The organism is Botryobacter ruber (assembly GCF_003347595.2).
Classification (GTDB): Bacteria; Bacteroidota; Bacteroidia; order Cytophagales; family Hymenobacteraceae; genus Pontibacter; species Pontibacter ruber_A.
In genome coordinates this window covers 21,648-40,121 of sequence record NZ_QCZK02000038.1, presented here as the reverse complement: position 1 = coordinate 40,121, position 18,474 = coordinate 21,648, and the positions used below count along the sequence as shown (strand labels likewise).

Annotated in this window: 16 protein-coding genes; 10 read left to right on the top strand and 6 right to left on the bottom strand. The window is 49.7% G+C overall.

Going from position 1 to position 18,474, the window contains the following annotated elements:
* Positions 1-301 precede the first annotated feature (301 nt).
* The 4 genes from DCW36_RS11905 to DCW36_RS11890 form a co-directional block, all read right to left on the bottom strand.
* On the bottom strand, positions 302-1,135 hold the full coding sequence (locus DCW36_RS11905; RefSeq protein WP_125185339.1) for an anti-sigma factor: 834 nt from the start codon (positions 1,133-1,135) through the stop codon (positions 302-304).
* Positions 1,128-1,682, bottom strand: a complete 555-nt coding sequence (locus tag DCW36_RS11900) for an RNA polymerase sigma factor (RefSeq protein ID WP_240676151.1) — start codon at positions 1,680-1,682, stop codon at positions 1,128-1,130. The genes DCW36_RS11905 and DCW36_RS11900 overlap by 8 nt, the downstream gene beginning before the upstream one ends.
* A 222-nt stretch (positions 1,683-1,904) precedes the next feature.
* Complete coding sequence (locus DCW36_RS11895; protein ID WP_114781525.1) at positions 1,905-2,705, bottom strand: ferritin-like domain-containing protein; 801 nt, start codon at positions 2,703-2,705, stop codon at positions 1,905-1,907.
* Between the two features lie 14 nt (positions 2,706-2,719).
* The gene (locus DCW36_RS11890; protein WP_164891113.1) at positions 2,720-3,430 is read right to left on the bottom strand and encodes a ferritin-like domain-containing protein; all 711 of its coding nucleotides are present in this window, start codon (positions 3,428-3,430) and stop codon (positions 2,720-2,722) included.
* 375 nt (positions 3,431-3,805) lie between these two features.
* Between DCW36_RS11890 and DCW36_RS11885 the strand changes: the two genes are divergently transcribed.
* The gene (locus DCW36_RS11885) at positions 3,806-4,411 is read left to right on the top strand and encodes an START domain-containing protein (RefSeq protein WP_164891112.1); all 606 of its coding nucleotides are present in this window, start codon (positions 3,806-3,808) and stop codon (positions 4,409-4,411) included.
* A gap of 100 nt (positions 4,412-4,511) precedes the next feature.
* Here DCW36_RS11885 and pckA read toward each other — a convergent pair whose 3' ends face one another.
* Complete coding sequence (gene pckA / locus DCW36_RS11880; RefSeq protein ID WP_114781523.1) at positions 4,512-6,116, bottom strand: phosphoenolpyruvate carboxykinase (ATP); 1,605 nt, start codon at positions 6,114-6,116, stop codon at positions 4,512-4,514.
* A 163-nt stretch (positions 6,117-6,279) separates the two neighbouring features.
* Positions 6,280-7,167, bottom strand: a complete 888-nt coding sequence (locus DCW36_RS11875; RefSeq protein ID WP_114781522.1) for a helix-turn-helix domain-containing protein — start codon at positions 7,165-7,167, stop codon at positions 6,280-6,282.
* Between the two features lie 365 nt (positions 7,168-7,532).
* Between DCW36_RS11875 and DCW36_RS11870 the strand changes: the two genes are divergently transcribed.
* The 9 genes from DCW36_RS11870 to pseI all read left to right on the top strand — a co-directional run bounded on the left by DCW36_RS11870 (position 7,533) and on the right by pseI (position 18,473).
* Positions 7,533-8,861 carry a glycosyltransferase family 4 protein gene (locus DCW36_RS11870; RefSeq protein WP_114781521.1) on the top strand — a complete coding sequence of 443 codons (1,329 nt, stop codon included), beginning with the start codon at positions 7,533-7,535 and terminating at the stop codon, positions 8,859-8,861.
* 102 nt (positions 8,862-8,963) lie between these two features.
* Positions 8,964-9,983 carry a UDP-N-acetylglucosamine 4,6-dehydratase (inverting) gene (pseB, locus tag DCW36_RS11865; RefSeq protein WP_114781520.1) on the top strand — a complete coding sequence of 340 codons (1,020 nt, stop codon included), beginning with the start codon at positions 8,964-8,966 and terminating at the stop codon, positions 9,981-9,983.
* Between the two features lie 280 nt (positions 9,984-10,263).
* Positions 10,264-11,454 (top strand): UDP-4-amino-4,6-dideoxy-N-acetyl-beta-L-altrosamine transaminase, encoded by a 1,191-nt coding sequence (gene pseC / locus DCW36_RS11860; protein WP_114781519.1) that lies wholly within the window; start codon positions 10,264-10,266, stop codon positions 11,452-11,454.
* Positions 11,444-12,181 (top strand): cytidylyltransferase domain-containing protein, encoded by a 738-nt coding sequence (locus DCW36_RS11855; RefSeq protein WP_114781613.1) that lies wholly within the window; start codon positions 11,444-11,446, stop codon positions 12,179-12,181. Before pseC ends, DCW36_RS11855 begins: the two co-directional genes overlap by 11 nt.
* Before the next feature lie 97 nt (positions 12,182-12,278).
* Positions 12,279-13,223 carry a glycosyltransferase family 2 protein gene (locus tag DCW36_RS11850; protein ID WP_114781518.1) on the top strand — a complete coding sequence of 315 codons (945 nt, stop codon included), beginning with the start codon at positions 12,279-12,281 and terminating at the stop codon, positions 13,221-13,223.
* Positions 13,210-14,982, top strand: a complete 1,773-nt coding sequence (locus DCW36_RS11845; RefSeq protein ID WP_128396970.1) for a DUF6044 family protein — start codon at positions 13,210-13,212, stop codon at positions 14,980-14,982. The genes DCW36_RS11850 and DCW36_RS11845 overlap by 14 nt, the downstream gene beginning before the upstream one ends.
* Before the next feature lie 68 nt (positions 14,983-15,050).
* The gene (locus DCW36_RS11840; RefSeq protein ID WP_114781516.1) at positions 15,051-15,815 is read left to right on the top strand and encodes a class I SAM-dependent methyltransferase; all 765 of its coding nucleotides are present in this window, start codon (positions 15,051-15,053) and stop codon (positions 15,813-15,815) included.
* A gap of 117 nt (positions 15,816-15,932) precedes the next feature.
* The gene (gene pseG, locus DCW36_RS11835) at positions 15,933-17,414 is read left to right on the top strand and encodes a UDP-2,4-diacetamido-2,4,6-trideoxy-beta-L-altropyranose hydrolase (RefSeq protein ID WP_114781515.1); all 1,482 of its coding nucleotides are present in this window, start codon (positions 15,933-15,935) and stop codon (positions 17,412-17,414) included.
* A gap of 15 nt (positions 17,415-17,429) precedes the next feature.
* Positions 17,430-18,473 carry a pseudaminic acid synthase gene (pseI, locus tag DCW36_RS11830; protein ID WP_114781612.1) on the top strand — a complete coding sequence of 348 codons (1,044 nt, stop codon included), beginning with the start codon at positions 17,430-17,432 and terminating at the stop codon, positions 18,471-18,473.
* Position 18,474 lies beyond the last annotated feature (1 nt).

The window sequence follows — 18,474 nt, the reverse complement described above, 5'->3', positions numbered from 1 at the left end:
CCGGAAATCACCCATCGTCCCTGCTACACCGTCTTCTATCAAGGTACAGCAGTGGCTGTGGTGGCAGCTGCAGCAAATTTTTTCCAACAATATTAGCCTGTTTAGCCCATGCTATTGGAGGAAAAAGGACTGGAGTGAGGTGAAAATTATCTGTTTAAGAAAGTAAGTGTGGAGCAGGTAAGTCTTGCTTAAAAAATCAGTGTCATCCTTAAATCCGCTAAATCTGTGGTTCAGATAATTCTGCTGCAGCTGCCACCACAGCCACTGCTCCTACCGTTGTAAAGCTGCAGCTGGTTCAGCGTTACGACTCCACCTCTCCCATCACCACCAGCTGCTCCAGCGTAGGGTTTACGCTTCCTCCTGCCGGTTCGAGGGTAACAGCAAAGGCCTGGGCCGACCGGATGTTTTTCATCTGCTGCAGCGTAAGCGGCCGCTTGGTTTCTGCAAGCAGGCCGGCATCTATGGGCTTGCCGTTATCCAGCGCCCAGAGTTGATAGGCTTTGCCGGCAGGCGCGGCAGGCAAGGTTACCTGGTCTACAAAAACCTGGCTGCTGGCGGGGTTCCAGAAGATGGTGAGCTGAGCATCCGGGTGCGCTTCCACGCCTGCCAGCGTTACGCGCTTCACATCCGGGTTCCGGTACAGGTCCAGGGCGGTTTCCTGTTGCGCTAAACGCAACGAGGCGGTTTCTGCCTTTGCTGCCAGAAGTTGTTCGGATGCAGCCAGCTGGTTCAGCCGCTCCTCGGCCTGCTGCCATTTGTTGTAGAAGTGCAGACTCAGCAGCCCCGAAAGCAGGAATAAGGTAATGCTGGCCGCAAACATCCAGCGGTAAGCCGAACCTTCGGAGGCAACAGGCATGGGCATCACATACTGGTTATCCGGTTCATCCGGAACGGGAGGTGTGGGAGCTGGTGTGGTATGGAGCTGTGCTAAAATCCTGTCTTTCAGTTCGGGCCTTGGAGACCTGGCATACTGACGGGCATAGGCTTCCATGGCAGCACACGCCTCGTCGAGGGCAGCCCTGATTTCCGGTGATGCGGCTGCACGTTCTTCTACTGCTGCCCGCTCTTCCTGCGTCAGTCCACCGGCTGCATAAAGTTCCAGCACTCCTGATGCTATATATTCGTGGTTATGCACGACCTTTAAAAAGTTTTGCTAAATATTTTACGGCACTACGCGCCCTGGTTTTAACAGTACCCAGCGGAATCTGGTACGCCTCGGCAATTTCGCTTTGTGTCAGTCCTTCAAAGTACATCAGGTCAATTATTTGCTGCTGCTCGGGTTGCAGCGCATCCACCATCTCCCTGATTCCGATATGCTCCGGGTTAAAGGATTCCGGCGCCGTCACGGTGCGGGCACCTGTCGCCAGATCTTCTGCTGTATTACTTACGCGGTAGGCTTTGGTGCGGATTTTATCGATGGCCAGGTTCCTGCAAACATTGATCATCCAGGTAAACAGCCTGCCTTTATGTTCGTCGTAACTGTCAAAGGAACTCCATATTTTAATAAAGGCTTCCTGCAGCACATCCTCCGCCACTTCCTCCGATTTTACAATGTGGGTAATCACACCATATAATGCAGGACTGTACATGTCGTAGAGCACCGACATGGCTGCTTCGTCCCGGGCACGCAAACGCTCCACCAGAACTTCTTCACTGGGCTTTTCTTTAGAAGGCTTAAACAACGGAGTTACCTATTTGGGCCACGGCCTGTTAACAGTTACAACTATTTATCAAAACTTTAAACTGAAACAGATTTTCATGAAGAAGGTTATGTTTGCAGGCAATTTAGCTAAAAAAATAAAATAATGTACAGAGGGAACAGGCATCTCGTGCCGGTAAAAGATATAAACAGAACGAGCTGCCAATAGCAGCTCGTTCTGGAGAGGGAAACAAAATAGTAAGTACTATTCAAAGAGCGAGACAATGGCAGCTACCTGCTCTTTGGTTAAGGGTTCATCGAAAGCCCCTGTGGCAATGGCGGCACTGTAGCCTGATCCCAGGGTTTTTACATCGTTCACAGAGCCTTGTGTCACATTGCCCTCGCCGGCATACACCGGCTGCGCAGCAGAGGGCACATTGCTGTTATCGCCGTTGCCTTCTATCCAGCCTTTGGCGCCCCGCATCCTCCGGATATGGGCCGCATGGCGCGCCTCCACCGAATGAATCTGCAGCGCTGCCGTCAGCACGGTATCGTTGCTCATCACATTGCCTGCCTGGCCTTTGTAGGCCCGCACGCCGGTATCTTCAAACGCCTGGGCCAGCGTCAGGTACGTCTGGTAATTAAGGTTCCAGTCGGGAAAGTTTTTGCCGAAGTTAAAGGTTGGTTCTGCAATCGGGGTGGCATTGAGGCTCTGGATGGTGGTGCGCAGCAATTCCACGTGCGCTGCCTCGTGCGCCTGTATTTTCTGGATGGCTGCTCTGGCAGCCGAATCTACGATTAACGCCGGCTGTGCCAGCCCTTGTGTGTAAAAGTTTCGCTCCAGGTACTCCAGCTTCAGGGCAAAGTTGAGTACTTCTACAATAGAAGTGGTGCTTTGGCCGTATGCTTTCTGAAACACAGAGGCGAGTGCAACCGGTATGGTCGACAAAGCGGCTTTTTTGCCAAAGCTTCCCATGTTTTTAAAGGCACTGCGGCGGGAGTCCAGGCGATTGTGTACTTCCGGGTCAAATTTTTCTATATCCTGAATTATTTTGAAAATGTTCATCGTCTTGCTCCTCCTTATTTAGGTAAATTGTTGGCAGATACTTTTGTGGTGATAAAGGCAGAAGCTGCCTGCAGTACATCTGTCGGCGACATGGCGGGGTCGAGGCCCATGTTGTTTGCCGAATCGGAGAAGGTGCCGTTGGAAATTAGGTCGCGGATAACTGCCGCATGACGGGCTTCCACGGATACGATTTTACCGGCCAGGGTCAGGAAACCGGCATTTTCCAGCAACTTTCCGGCTCCGTTGTAAGCGGCCACGCCTAAGTCTTCGAAAGTCATGGCCGTGGAAAGCACGCTGTTTTTATCGGTGAAATTAATGGAGGAGAAATTTACTTCCAGGTTCGGGATGGCAGAAGAGCCGAGCGCCGCTTTCAGGAAATCGCGGTGAATTCCTTCGTGGCCTTTCAGGTCCTGCATAATCTGCTGCTCGGTTGCGTTAAACAAACCCAGCGACCGGGCTACTACTTCCGTGTAAAAAGCGGCTTCCAGTTGCTCCAGGGCATAGGCATAATTCAGCACACCAATATCGCCGGAGCCCAGGTCGACAGTCTGCGGGTCTGTCATGTTATTATCATCGTCGTCGCAGGATGCTGTCGTCAGCAACAGTGTAGTGGCGGCGGCGGTGGCGCCGGCATATCGCATAAATAACCTGCGCTGCATCGGGGCGGTCAGCACCCGGGCCACACCAGCTTCCTGCGGCTCCGTTTTTTTGATCGGTTTTTCCATAATTTTAAGAGGTTTGATGTTTAAAAACCTGCTACAGCTTTATAAAAAAACCGCAGCATTGCGAGACCTACGGTGCCGGTTGCCCTATCGGATTTAGGGAGGTGATTTTTTTTATGCTGAGGTTTCTTGAACAGCAAAAAAAAAAAACAGCAACACCCGGTGTGCTACTGCTCCCAAAGTTCTGCTGCAGCAGCCACCACAGCCTCTGCTGCTTAGCCAGGCACGGATTTGAGTAATTTCTGCTCCTGCTGGTCCTTTTTTTCACAGCTGTGGCTTGTAACATTTCCGTAAAATGCATTCATTACAGCTCCCGACGCAGCGGCAGAAGCCCGTGTACGTATACAATTGGTATCCAACAAAACGAATAATATGATCATGACACCCCGGTTACTACTCTTCTGGCTCGTGTTCCTGGCAGGTTTTCAGGTGCAGGCACAGGATGAGTGGGAATTGAAGCGCAACGAGAACGGCATCGAAGTGTACACCCGCAAACAGGAGGACGCGCAGTTTAAGGAAATAAAAATTGTTACCGTACTTCCGGGTACGACCCGGGAATTAGTGGCTGCGGTGATGGATGTTGACAGTTACCAGGACTGGGTGTACGGCATCAAAGATTCGTATGTGCTCAAAAAGATCAACAACACTTCCATCATTTATTACAACGAGGTAGATCTGCCCTGGCCCTTCAGCGACCGTGACCTGGTCAATCACATCACGGTTCAGAAAGACCCGAAGTCCGGCAAAACTGTGATTCAGTCCAAAGCCATCCCCGACCATATTCCCAAAAAAGACGACCTCGTCCGGATTCCGTTTGCTACAGCCAACTGGGACATAACGCCTGTTGCGGATAAAGAACTAAAAGTGGTGTATACCTTCCGGGTAAACCCCGGCGGCTCGCTGCCTCCCTGGCTTGTCAACTCCATCGCCACCGTTGGTCCCTACAACACCTTTGTGGAGCTCCGGAAAAAACTGCAGCAATAGAATTTAACAGCCACCTGAAACAGGAGTCTGAAAAGAAAAAGGGCCTCTCTGCTAAAAACAGAAAGGCCCTTATCAGTTTACCAGTTGCTCAGGGTAGCGCTTAAACAGTTAAGCCCACACAGGGAGCGCCGGCCATTATTTCTGCACCGGCACAGTCGGCATATTTTTCAAAATTGGCTATAAATAAAGCTGCAAGCGCCTCTGCCTGGTTGTCGTAGTGTTCTTTGTTGCCCCAGGTGTTCCGGGGGTTCAGCAGACTGGCGGGTACACCGAGGCATTCGTCGGGCATTTCAATTCCGAAAACCGGGTGCGTGGTGAATGCCACATGATCTAAAGCCCCTTCCAGCGCAGCCCTGATCATTGCACGTGTCAGCCGAAGTTTAATGCGGGAGCCGACACCAAAAGGGCCGCCGGTCCAGCCGGTGTTTACGAGCCACACCTGTACCGGGTGTTCGGTCAGCTTCTTGCCCAGCAGCTCCGCGTATACCATGGGGTGCAGCGGCATAAAAGCCTCCCCGAAGCAGGCAGAGAAAGTAGCTTCCGGATCTGTAATGCCCACCTCTGTACCCTCTACCTTGGCCGTGTACCCCAGCAGGAAATAGTAGAGCGCCTGGCTTGCGTTTAACCTGGCAATGGGAGGCAGTACTCCAAAAGCATCTGCTGTCAGGAAAAAAATGTGCTTCGGCGTACCAGCCCTGGAGTATTTTATGGTTTCCGGAATATAATAAATAGGATAAACAGCCCGTGTATTCTCGGTTAAAGAGGTGTCGGCATAGTTTACGGTGCGGGAGCCTTCGTAAAAGGTGGTGTTCTCGAGGATGGTCCCGAACTGCACGGCATCCCAAATCCGCGGCTCCTGCTTATGCGATAAATTAACCACTTTGGCATAGCAGCCTCCTTCAAAGTTAAAAATGCTGTTGGCGTTCCAGCCATGGGCATCGTCGCCTATCAGAAAGCGTTCGGGCACCGTAGCGAGGGTAGTTTTTCCTGTTCCGGCCAATCCGAAGAAAACAGCCGTATCGCCTGCCTGCCCCACATTGGCTGCACTATGCATGGTCAGTATCTTTTGCTCCAGCGGCAAAAGGTAATTCATCACCGTAAACACCGCCTTTTTTATTTCGCCCGCGTAGCCCGTTCCTCCGATCAGCACTATTTTTTTAGAAAAATTGATCACCGTAAAATTTTCCTGGCGCGTACCGTCTTGTTCGGGGTCTGCCTCAAAATCAGGAGCACAGATAATGGTAAAAGCAGGCCGGTGTTTTTCCAGTTCCGATGGCGCCAGGCGCAGAAAGATGTTCTCACAAAAAAGATCGTGCCAGGCCAGCGTGTTTACAAAACGCAGGTTCAGCCGGTAATCGGGGTGGGCACCGGCATAGGCATCGCGCACGTAAAGCTGGCGCTCCAGCAGAAAGGCCGTCATTTTGTGCAGCAGCCTGTCGAACCGTTCAGCTTCAAAAGGAATGTTGCTGTCGCTCCAGCCTACAGTGTCTTTTGTAAAGGCATCTTTTACAATGAAACGGTCGAGCGGCGATCTGCCGGTAAACTTTCCGGTGTGGCAAACCAGGGCGCCGGTATCGGATAGTGTTCCTTCCCTGTTTCTGATGGATTCCTCAACCAGTTCTGCCGTGCTCAGGTTCCTGAAAATCGTTTGTGCATCTTCCCAGCCGGGGCTTGCGGTGTTTGTTTTACTTTCAGCTACTCTCATAGGTAATAGAAAAATCTATGGTGTTACAGGTAAACGGCGGCGGCAAATTCCAACCGGCCACGGCCATTTACTACCTTACACAAATTTAGCCTTCCGGCTGCTCCGGCACTAGGACAATTATGTTATTACCAGGACAAATCGAACATACTGCGGTAACCGGATATCAGGAGCGTATTACGCCTAGCTGTTTGCGGAAAGCCATGGGCGTGAGGCCGGTTCTTTTCTTGAACAGCCGGGCAAAGTAGGCGGGATCGTCGAAGCCGAGGGAAAAAGATATGGCGGAGATGCTGCGGTCTACGTCCGTTAAGGCAAACTGCGCTTCTGTAATAAAATAGTCAATGATAATATCTTTCGGCGATTTGCCCGCTATGCTCCTGCAGATTCTGCTCAGGTGGCCGGCAGAAATGAGCAGCACCCGGGCATATTCTTTTACGCTCTTTTTGTAAGAGTTGCCTTCCTTTATGAGTTGCTGAAACCTCCTGAAGTAGACTTTGCTGCTGTTGTCGGAGGTAACAAGGCTTTTCTGCCCATTCGCAGAAAGACGGTAAAGCTGCACCAGCATCTGGCCCACCAGGTACTGCAGCATGAGCAGGCGACCAGGTAACTGCGCCCGGTATTCCTTCACACACTGCTGCATGGTCCGGAACAATTCTACCGTGGCTGGGGCCGCAGGTGTAACAGACACGACACGAATTTCATCCATCCCAAAAACAACCTCGGCCTCCTGTTGCAGCATATGCTCCAGCACCGTATCTGCCAGGCTGATGATCCAGCCCTCTACATTGGTCTGGTGTACAAAGCCATGCTCTTTGTTTTTAGGCACCGCTATAAAGGCAGGAGCTTTTATAAGCGCTTTTCCGGCACCGTAGTAAAACTCCGTGGAGCCCTCTTCTATTAGAAAGACCTGCAACAGGTTGTTGTGTATATGAGGCTTCACCCTGCCGTGGTACTGCTTGCTGACATCCCCAAAGCCCTGCACGTTAATCAGACCTTGCGCAAATTCGATTGAGTTTGTTCCGTAAATGCCCTTAAAAAACTTTTTTTCCTGCATTTTCTTATAAAAATTTACGCGTTCTCTTCTGCTAAACGTTTTACCAAAATAGAGGTATAATCTGAAATTAATAAAGCAGCAACAGCCATTTATAAAAAACAACACCAGTGCCAGCCAAACCACCATCCGGCAGCGTGCCAAAGGCTTTCTGCACCTGCCACCACAGCCACTGCTGCTCTGCCTTAGCAGGATTTGCAGCAATTTAGGATGCTCATGATCTGGCTAACACCCCTAAAACTAAAAAATGCAGCAACATTTCCACGAAACAATGTAATAAAACAGCACATTAGCAGATTGATATCCGTACAGGCATTTAGCAGAATATTTCTATATATTTGAGCAAACAGACTAGCACCTGAAAAACTTTGGAAAAACAAGACCTGATACACCTCCTCTATATATCCTACTACTGGCCTCCTTCCGGCGGACCAGGCGTGCAGCGCGGGCTGAAGTTTGTAAAATATTTCCCGGAAGCGGGTATAGCACCAGCCGTGCTGACGGTTGATCCGGCACAGGCATCTTACCAGTTAAAAGACGAATCGCTGAAGCTGGAAGTGCCTGAAAACCTAACCGTCTACCGCACCGGCACCTCCGAGCCGTTTGAGTATTACAAGAAACTTTCCGGAAAGAAGGAAATTCCTTACAGCGGGTTTGCCAACCAACAAAAAGCAGACTCGTTCCTGGACAAGGTATTTAAATTTGTGCGCGGCAACCTCTTTATTCCGGATGCGCGCGTGGGCTGGAATAAACATGCCCTACAGAAAGCTGAAGAACTTTTGCAGGGAAACAAGTACAAAGCCATCATCACGAGCAGTCCGCCCCACTCTACCCAGCTGCTGGGGCTGAAGCTGCGCAAAAAGTTTCCGGTTAAATGGATCGCCGACCTGCGCGACCCCTGGACCGATATCCATTACTACGACCAGCTCTACCACACGGCGCTGGCCAAAACCATTGATAAACGCTACGAGCTGCAGGTGCTGGAACAGGCCGATGCCATTGTCGTAACAAGCGAAGACACCAAACGTCTTTTCCTGAACAAGCCTGCCGGCATCGACCCGGACAAAATCCACGTGATCCCGAACGGCTACGACGAGGAAGATTTTATCTATCCTTCCGCCCCGCCAAAAGATACTTTCCTGATCACCTACACCGGCACTATTACCGAAAATTATAACATCGATGTTTTCCTGAAAGTGATGGCGCACCTGCTGTCGGTGCACAACGAGATAAACTATAAGCTGCGGTTTGTGGGGCAGGTATCGGAAGGCGTGCGCCAGCGAATTGAAAAGGCCGGGCTGCTGGGCATTAGCGAATTCATTCCGTACGTACCCCACGACGAAGCGATCCGGTACCTGATGGAAAGCACGGCTCTGCTGCTGGCCATTGCCGACGTGCCCAGCCTCTACTCCAACGTTCCCGGGAAGTTGTTTGAATACCTGGCTGCGAATAAACCCATCATCTGCCTCGGCCCCGTCCACTCCGATACCGACCGGATCATAGACGAATGCGGTGCCGGCCGCCTTTTCCACTACACCGCTCACGACCTGATGCTGGACCACATGAACCAGATGAGCGGCGCCTGGAAAGCAAACCCGAACCTCGATCTGCCCTATATCAACCACAACCGCTACTCCCGCAAAGCCCTGACGGCAGAACTGGCAGGCATCGTTAAAGATTTGGTAAAGAAGGGATAAGGCAGGCAGGCAAGTGATTCCCATTTTTGCCTATAATTTCTGTATCTTGCAGCCAAATAGGTAACCTTTGGGCTGCCTTCAGATGAAGCATAACGTTTAAGCATGGCATTAGACCTTAATCATAAAGCAATACTGGTAACGGGCGGCACCGGCTCTTTCGGGAAAAAGTTTGTAGAGATGGTGTACGAGCGGTTTCCGGATGTAAAGCGCCTGGTTATTTACTCCCGCGACGAACTAAAGCAATTCGAAATGTCGCAGGTGTTTCCGCACGAAAAGTATAACTCCATCCGCTATTTTATTGGCGATGTGCGCGACGCAGAACGGTTCAAGCGCGCCTGCGAAGGCATCGATATCATTGTACACGCTGCTGCCCTCAAGCAGGTGCCCGCTGCCGAGTACAACCCCATGGAGTGCATCAAAACAAACGTGCTGGGTGCCGAAAACGTGATTAACGCCGCACTCGACTGCGGGGTGAAAGAAGTAGTAGCCCTTTCCACGGACAAAGCGGCAGCTCCGATCAACCTCTACGGCGCCACCAAACTCTGCTCCGACAAACTTTTCGTAGCAGCCAACAACATGAAAGGCAAACGCGACATCCGCTTTTCGGTGGTGCGCTATGGCAACGTGATTGGTTCGCGCGGTTCGGTTGTTCCATTCTTCCTGAAGAAGCGCAAGGAAGGCGTACTCCCGATCACGCACCCGGAAATGACCCGTTTTAACATTTCGCTGGAGGAAGGCGTGGAGCTGGTATTTCATGCGCTGGAAAACCACTGGGGCGGCGAGATATACGTTCCCAAGATTCCGTCGTACGTGATCACCGAACTGGCCAAAGCCATCGGCCCGGACTGCAAACAGGAGATTGTCGGCATCCGACCCGGCGAAAAGCTGCACGAGGAAATGATCACCGAAACCGACTCGCTTAGCACGGTGGAACTCGATAAGTATTACGTAATTCTGCCCGCCACGCCTACCTGGTCGTTTGATGAATTTTTAAATGCCTTTAACGGGAAAATGGTACCCATGGGCTTTAAATACAACTCCGGCACCAACGATGAGTGGCTGGACGCCGAACAGCTCCGGGAAGAAATCAGGCTGCACGTAGATCCGAACTTTACAGTTTAGAATAATGTAGGGGCAGGTCTTGCACCAGCCCAATCGTGCACGCGATTTAAATGCAGGAGCAGAGGCAATGGTGGCAGGTGCAGAAACACTTTAAACCTGCAAAATATAATACCTAATATTAAAAAGGGTCTTCCATTGCATGACCTCCAGTAGTTAGCTTGACTGCAGTACGCCCACAAAATCCCCTTCGGGGATGACAAAGGAGGAATAATTTTGTGGAACTGAGTAAATACTATCTGGTATAAATATCCGGAATCCTGCAGTCTTAGAAAACAATAACGTGACAAACAAACCCATTCCATACGGCAAACAGCACATCACGCAGGAGGATATCGAGGCGGTGGTGCAAACCCTGCAGTCGGATTTCCTGACACAGGGGCCGGCTGTGGCTGCCTTTGAAGAAGCTTTTGCTGCCTATGTGGGGGCAAAATATGCTGTAGCGGTAGCCAACGGTACGGCTGCGCTGCACCTGTGTGCGCTGGCGCTGGGGGTAAACGAGAGCTCCCGGGTTATCACCACGCCCATCACCTTTGTCGCTTCTGCCAACTGCATCCGGTATTGCGGCGGCACCGTAGAGTTTGCTGACGTAACGCCCGACACGGCCCTGCTTGACCTGGAAAAGGTGCGGCACCTGCTGGAAAGCAAACCGGAAGGCTATTACAGCGGCATCATCCCGGTAGATTTTGCAGGCAACCCGGTGAACCTGGAAGCGCTCCGGCAACTGGCCGATGCTTACGGTCTCTGGATCATCGAAGACGCCTGCCACGCACCCGGCGGCTACTTCTACGATAGCAAGGGCAACAAACAGCTCTGCGGTAACGGGAATTTTGCGGATCTGGCTATTTTCTCTTTCCACCCGGTGAAGCACATTGCCACCGGCGAGGGCGGCATGATCACCACCAACGACGAAAAGCTTTACAAAAAACTGCTGCAGCTCCGCACCCACGGCATCACCCGCGACCCGGAACAGATGGAAGAAAACCACGGCGGCTGGTACATGGAAATGCAGGAACTTGGCTACAACTACCGCATACCGGACATGCTCTGCGCCCTCGGCATCTCGCAGCTCAAACGTGCCGAAGCCGGCTTGGCAAAAAGGAAACAAGTTGCTGCAGTATACGACGCGGCTTTTGCAGGCGAAGCAGGCATAGAAATACTAGCTACCGATACTGCGGCACTGGCTACAAGCGGCGAAACAGGCCACGCCTACCACCTCTACGTCATCCGGGTGCAGGACCGCAAAGGCTTGTACGATTACCTGCGCCAGCACCACATTTTTGCGCAGGTACACTACATTCCCGCCCACACCATGCCCTACTACCGCCACCTGGGCCACCGCAAAGGCGATTACCCGGAGGCAGAACTGTACTACAGCCAATGCCTGAGCCTGCCCATGTACCCCACCCTGACGGAGGAAGAGCAGGCGTTTGTGATTGAGAAGGTGAAGGAGTTTGTGCAACATGGCAGCTAAAAAAGTAGGAGTAATTACGCAGGCCCGCACCACCAGTACGCGTCTGCCCGGGAAAGTACTGCTTAAAGCCGGAACCAAAACCATTCTGAAACACCATACGGACAGGCTGCGCGGGGCCGGGCTTACCCTTTACATTGCCACTACTACCAACGAAACAGACGATCCGATAGCTGCCTTTGCCCGGGAGGAAGAAATAGCGGTTTGCCGTGGGGACGAGCAAAACGTGCTGAGCCGTTTCTACGAATGCGCCCTGCAGCACCAGCTGGATGTAATCGTGCGCGTTACCTCCGATTGCCCTTTGATTGATGGCTACGTAATTGCCGATGCCGTACGCCGCTACCTGGAACTGGACAATGAGCAGGTTTACCTCTCCAATGCCCTGCAACGCACCTACCCCCGTGGCTTCGACTTTGAGATTTTTTCCTTTAAATTATTGGAGGAAGCTTATCAGAATGCTACAAAGCCGGAAGAACTGGAACACGTAACGCCCTACATCAACCAGAACAAGAGTGGACATGTAATTCTGAAGCATTACACTCGTCCCAGCGACGCCAGCCACTACCGCATTACCTTAGATACACCGGAAGACCTGCTCCTGATCCGGGCGCTGCTAGAGAATTTCCAGGCGGATTGTTTGGGAGCCGAAGAAATTATCCAGCTGCTGGATGAGCACCCGGAACTGGCTCAACTGAATGCAGCGGTAGAGCAGAAAAAGCTTGGAGAATAAAAAAACCGCCATAGCAGAAAATAAGCTTTGATAAGTCTCCAATAAGAAGAGTTATATTTGCTTGCAATTAACCAAACTGACTACCCTACTACATAAAATGGAAAAATTAATTTTCATTGTGCCTTGCTACAATGAAGAAGAAGTTCTTGAAAGCACCTATACAAAATTGGATGATTTACTTTGCAGGCTTATAGCCGGTAAAGAAATCGATAAAGAAAGTAAAGTGTGTTTCGTGGATGATGGAAGCAGGGATAGAACGTGGTCTGTTATTCAAGATTTTTGTAAAAAAAACAACAGGGTTCGTGGCGTAAAGTTATCCAGGAATTTCGGCCATCAATATGCGCTTCTGGCTGGCCTGGAGTCGCAGTTTGGTTTGTTTGATGTATATGTGACTGTAGATGCTGATTTGCAGGATGACATAGGCGTTGTATCGGAGATGTTACTCCGACACAGAGAGGGCGCATCAATTGTGTACGGCGTCCGGCATGACAGGACAAGTGATTCTGTGTTTAAGCGACAAACAGCAGAATTATTTTACCGCATCATGAATAAGCTGGGGGTGAAAACAATCCTGAACCATGCAGACTTCCGGCTGATAGATAAAAATGCGTTGGCTGAGTTTCTGAAGTTCAGAGAAGTTAATCTCTTCATCAGGGGGATCTTCCCGTTGATTGGCTTTAGAACAGCAAATGTTTATTACAAAAGGAAAGAACGGGAGTTAGGAGCAAGCAAGTATCCCCTCAAAAAAATGGTATCGTTTGCCTGGGAAGGAATTACTTCGTTTTCAGTAAAGCCAATGAGGTTGGTACTCCTGTTAGGGCTTATCACCTTTCTATTTTCCTTCCTACTTATCATCTGGGTTTCCATTAGCTATATTAAAGGTTTGGTAATTCCGGGTTGGTTTTCCATTATGATACCGATAGCCGTGTTCGGGGGTATACAAATGATCTGTTTGGGCATTATTGGTGAGTACATTGGTAAAATGTATTCCGAAATAAAAGCAAGGCCGCGCTACATAATAGAACTCATTGAGAACAAGTAAACTCGGGATGCGTCGGATGCGGGTGAATTCGGGAGGTAATGCTGCTTTGCTTGTAGCATTTCTGCTCTTTGTAAGCTATCTTTTGATCTACATTGTACAGCAGCAGGATGCAATCATTACCATTCATGACAACCTTGATTCTGAAGTTATTTACCGCGTTCTTTTAAAATCAACCAACAACTTGTTTGCCATCGGTAACGACGTTGTTATTAACCCGGTGATGAATGGCATTAAGCGCAATTGCTTTAATGTTAGCTCCTTCAATGTCATTACGCTCCTCTATGCTTTCCTGCCGCCATTTACGGCTTATTTGGTCAACTTTGCGCTGGTAAAGGCAATCGCTTTTGCAGGAATGTACCTGCTCTTATCAAAGTACCTGGTTAGGTTAGAAGTAGATCAAAAAAAATTTATAGCAGGCTTTCTGGCGCTGTCTTTTGCGTTGTTACCTTTCTATACCATGTATGGCATAACGATAGCAGGTCTGCCGTTATTCACCTTCTGTATTCTAAACATTCTTAACAGGAAGCACCTGTTATTAAGCTACCTGGTTGTATTTTTATTTCCTTTTTATTCTTCTCTGATTTTAGGTGGATATGCCATACTGTTCGTAACCGGACTGGCGTTTTTATATTATTTATACAAATCTGATAAAACAAAATATCTTCCTTTGTTCTATGTCTTATCAGGCACCACCGTGCTGTATTTAGTAGCGGAAATAAATCAGTTAAATCTGCTGCTATTTGCCGGAGACTTTACTTCCCACAGGACAGGGTGGGATATGAGCTACAGTCATTATAACCTGTTAAAAGTTGTAAAAAAAACAGCAGAACAATTTTTGATTGGTCATTATCATGCGGCTTCGCTTCATACTGTCATTTTGATCTTTGTACCTGCAGTTCTTTACCTGCTCAGGAAAAAATTAACTGAGACAAAACTGTTACTCGCAGTACTTTTAGCGCTTTGCCTGATCTCGCTACTCTATGGAGTCTACAACTGGGAAATCCTGATTCCGCTGAAAAACAGCGTAAAAATCCTGAAAACATTTCAGTTTCACAGATTTAACTTTCTGTCTCCGTTCCTTTGGTACATCTTATTCGCCTTATGTATAAATGAGGTAGCAAACCGAAGCACACTAAAATGGCACAAACGTATCGTTGTAGCAGTGGTAATGCTGAATTTCGTGTACGTGGCTGTTTTAAATACTGAACTCCGACAAAATATAATTCAGATTTTTACCCCGGATAAAAGCAATATCTCTTACAAAGAGTATTTTGCTGAAGACCTGATGTACCAGGTTCGGGAAGCCATTAACAAGCCACAGAGTACCTATCGTATCGTAAGTGTGGGCATTCCTCCCGCAGTTGCCCAATACAATGGCTTTTATACGCTGGACAGCTATCAAAACAACTATCCACTTGCTTATAAAGTTAAATTCAGGCAAATTATTGCTCCGGAACTGGAGAAGTCACAGGAACTAAAACAGTACTTTGATAGCTGGGGAAACAGATGTTATGTTTTTTCTTCTGAAATTGCAGACAAGAATTATTTTGTACTGAACGGGACATCTATTGAAAATTTAGATCTGGACACGAAGGCATTGAAAGGCATGGGAGGAGATTATATTTTGTCCGCTTTAGAAATAAAAAACAGCAACGAAAACAACTTAGCGTTTGTTGGTAAGTTTTCCAGTCCCGAAACACCATTAAAAGTCTATTTATACGAGGTTAATCATGGTGCTGCGACAGCATTGCACCTTTAAAAAACTGTTAATTCAGATCAGGGAGATTTCCTGAAACAGATCATATACACCCATAAGGGAATTTTCCAATGAAAGGAGATTTTGAAAATTTATATCATGAAGTAGAAAAGACTAACTTTTGGTTTAAAGCCCGAAGGAAGTACATTCTTGACATTCTGAAAAACTATCCGAAGAACTTATCAGTTCTTGATATTGGCTGTTCTTCCGGCATCCTGCTCAATGAACTTAAAGCCATTGGCTTTGAAGCGGACAATTTGTATGGCGTAGACATCAGTGAAAAAGCCATTAACAATTGCAGAGCAAATGGTATAGAAAACTCATTTGTTATGGATGCCCAGGATATTTACTTAGACAGGAAGTTCGATATAATCATTGCATCTGATTGCCTGGAGCATTTGAAGGATGACAGGAAAGCGCTCGGGAATTGGGCTGGCTTATTAAAACCGAATGGTATTCTGCTTGTTTTTGTTCCGGCTTTTATGGCCTTGTGGAGTGAACATGATGAAGTAAACATGCACTTTAGAAGGTACATCAGAGAAGATTTAGAAAAAAAGATAAAAGAGAGCGGCCTCGAAATAGAAAAATCAAGTTACTGGAATCTGTTTTTATTTTTCCCTGTGTTTTTGGTTCGGCTGCTTAGCAGGTTGCGATCGAACAAAAAGCAAAACAATTCGGGCGATTTAATTAAGCCCGGCATTTTTAACAACGTGCTTTTTAATCTCATCAATTTTGAGAACAAACTTCTGAAGTACATCAATTTCCCGATTGGCGTCAGCACCTTTTGTATAACCAGGAAAGCAGCACCCTCTCCCCCAGGGTCCTCTCCTCTTTGAGAAAAAAACTAGTAATAGTAACAATCAAGTCGGCCTACTTTAAGAGGGACCTGGGGTGAAGTGAAAACCTGTGGCAGTTTTTCGCAGGCTTCAGCGCTGATGCAAAATTATAGTTAGATGACTCAAAGAAAGTCACGAATCGTTTTCAGGGCAGATGGCAACAGCCGCATCGGGCTGGGGCATGTGGTGCGCTCGCTGGCGCTGGCGGAGGTGCTGCAGCAGGATTATTTGCTTATATTTGCCATACAGGCCCCCGAAGCAAGCCTGTTGCAGAAAATAAAGCAGACATGCCCGCAGGTGATCATCCTGCCCGAAACGCAGGCGTATGAATCGGAGGCTAGCTACCTGGCAGAAAACCACCTGCAACCAACCGATGTGGTGGTGCTGGACGGTTACCACTTCGATACAGCTTACCAGCATACCCTTAAAAACCACGGCTGCAGCCTCCTGTGTATCGACGACATCCATTCGTATCCTTTTGTTGCCGACGCTGTCGTAAATATGGCAGGCGGTGTAGCACCTGAAGCCTACCAGCTGGCACCTTACACCAGGCTTTATACCGGACCGGCCTATGCACTGCTTCGGGAACCATTCCGGAATGCCCTAAAAGAGCATCTGCACCTGCCACCACAGCCACTGCACCTGCTTGTGTGTTTAGGAGGCGCTGACCCGGCTAACCATACTCTCCGGCTGGCGCAGGAGCTGGCGGGCTTGCCTTATGTCGCACAGCTTGAGATAGTCATCGGCAGTGCCTGCCTGCACAGGGAGGAGCTGAGGGAGTGGTCGCTGGAGCAGAAAACTGTTTCGCTTCACCAGAACCTCGAGGCGGAGGCCATGTGCCGCTTGATGCAACGCTGTGCGATAGCTGTTACCTCCGCCAGTGGCATCGCCTATGAATATTGTGCGGTGGGCGGCATCCTGTTTGTCCTGAAAACGGCAGACAACCAGGCAGGCTTCTACCAGTTTCTGCTGGAGCAGGAATTGGCTTTTGCTTATGCACAATTACCGGAATTGCTCCAAAAGCATGCGGTTCCGGAGCTGTTTCAGCAGCAGGTAGTACGGCAGCGGCGGTATTTCAACAGTGGCAACACAGACCGCTACCGGCAGCTTATCCAAACCCTTAGCCTGAGCGCCCGCATCCGTTTGCGCGAGGTAACGGAGCAGGACATGCTGCTGCTGTACGGGTGGGCCAACGACCCGGAAGTCAGAAAACATTCCTTCAACCCGGAGCCCATTCCGCTGGAACAGCACCAGCAATGGTTCCGGTATAAGCTTGCAATTCCCGAAAGCTGTCTCTACATTGCCGAAGTGGATGGTCTCCCTATGGCCCATATCCGTTTCGAACTCAGCAGCAGCAGCGCCCTGCTCAGCTATCTTATCGCACCGGGGTTCCGGGGCAAAGGACTGGGGCATGTGGTGTTGCTGAAAGGAATAAAATTTTTGCAGCAGCAACACCCGGAGCTCAAAGAAGTAGCCGGCCTGGTGCAGCCAGACAATACCGCCTCGGTGCGTGCGTTTGAGAAGGCAGGCTTCAACTATGCAGAACCTGATCCGTTCTATCCACAGGCGTACCGCTTTGTGCTGTCTCTGGTTAAGTAAAGTGTTTTAGAAATGATGAACAACGAAATAAAAATCGGCGACAGGCTGGTTGGTCCCGGTCATAAGCCCTTTATCATAGCCGAGATGTCGGGCAACCACAACCAGTCGCTTGACCGGGCACTGGCTATTGTAGACGCCGCCGCCGATGCCGGTGCCGATGCCATCAAGCTGCAGACCTACACCGCCGACACCATGACCCTGCCGGGCGCTTTCACCATCGAAGACCAGAACTCGCTCTGGAAAGGCCGCGAACTCTACGACCTGTACAAAGAAGCCTACACCCCCTGGGAGTGGCACCAGGCCATTTTTGACCGTGCCAAAGAGCGGGGCATTATCGCTTTCTCCTCTCCTTTTGATGAAACGGCTGTTGATTTCCTGGAAGAATTAGGCGCTCCGGTTTATAAAATAGCCTCGTTTGAAAATACCGACCACCCGCTGCTGAAAAAAGTTGCAGCCACCGGCAAACCTGTAATTATGAGTACGGGAGCTGCCACGTTAGCCGAATTGGATGAAGCTGTCCGCATTCTGCAACAAGCAGGCGTACAGGAGCTGATCCTGCTCAAATGCACCAGCACCTATCCGGCCACACCTGCAAATACGAACCTGCTGACCATACCGCATATGCGCGAGCTGTTCCAGGTACAGGTGGGGCTGTCGGACCATACCATGGGGGTTGGCGCCGCTGTAGCTGCCGTAGCGCTGGGAGCGACTGTCATAGAAAAGCATTTTACCTTAAGCCGTGCCGAAGGTGGCGTCGATTCCGCTTTCTCGCTCGAACCGCAGGAGCTGCAGGCGCTGGTGGTGGAAACGGAAAGGGCCTGGCAGGCGCTTGGTTATGTACAGTACGGGGTGCAACGGGCCGAAGAAAAGAGCAGGCTGTTCAAACGCTCCATTTATGCAGCCCAGGACATACGGGAAGGGGAAACGTTCACAAAAGAGAACATTCGGGTAATTCGTCCGGGGCTGGGACTGGCGCCTAAATATTATGAGGAGTTGTTGGGCAAGAAAGCAAAAGTTGCAATAAAGGCAGGTACGCCTCTCAACCGGGATGTGGTGTAGC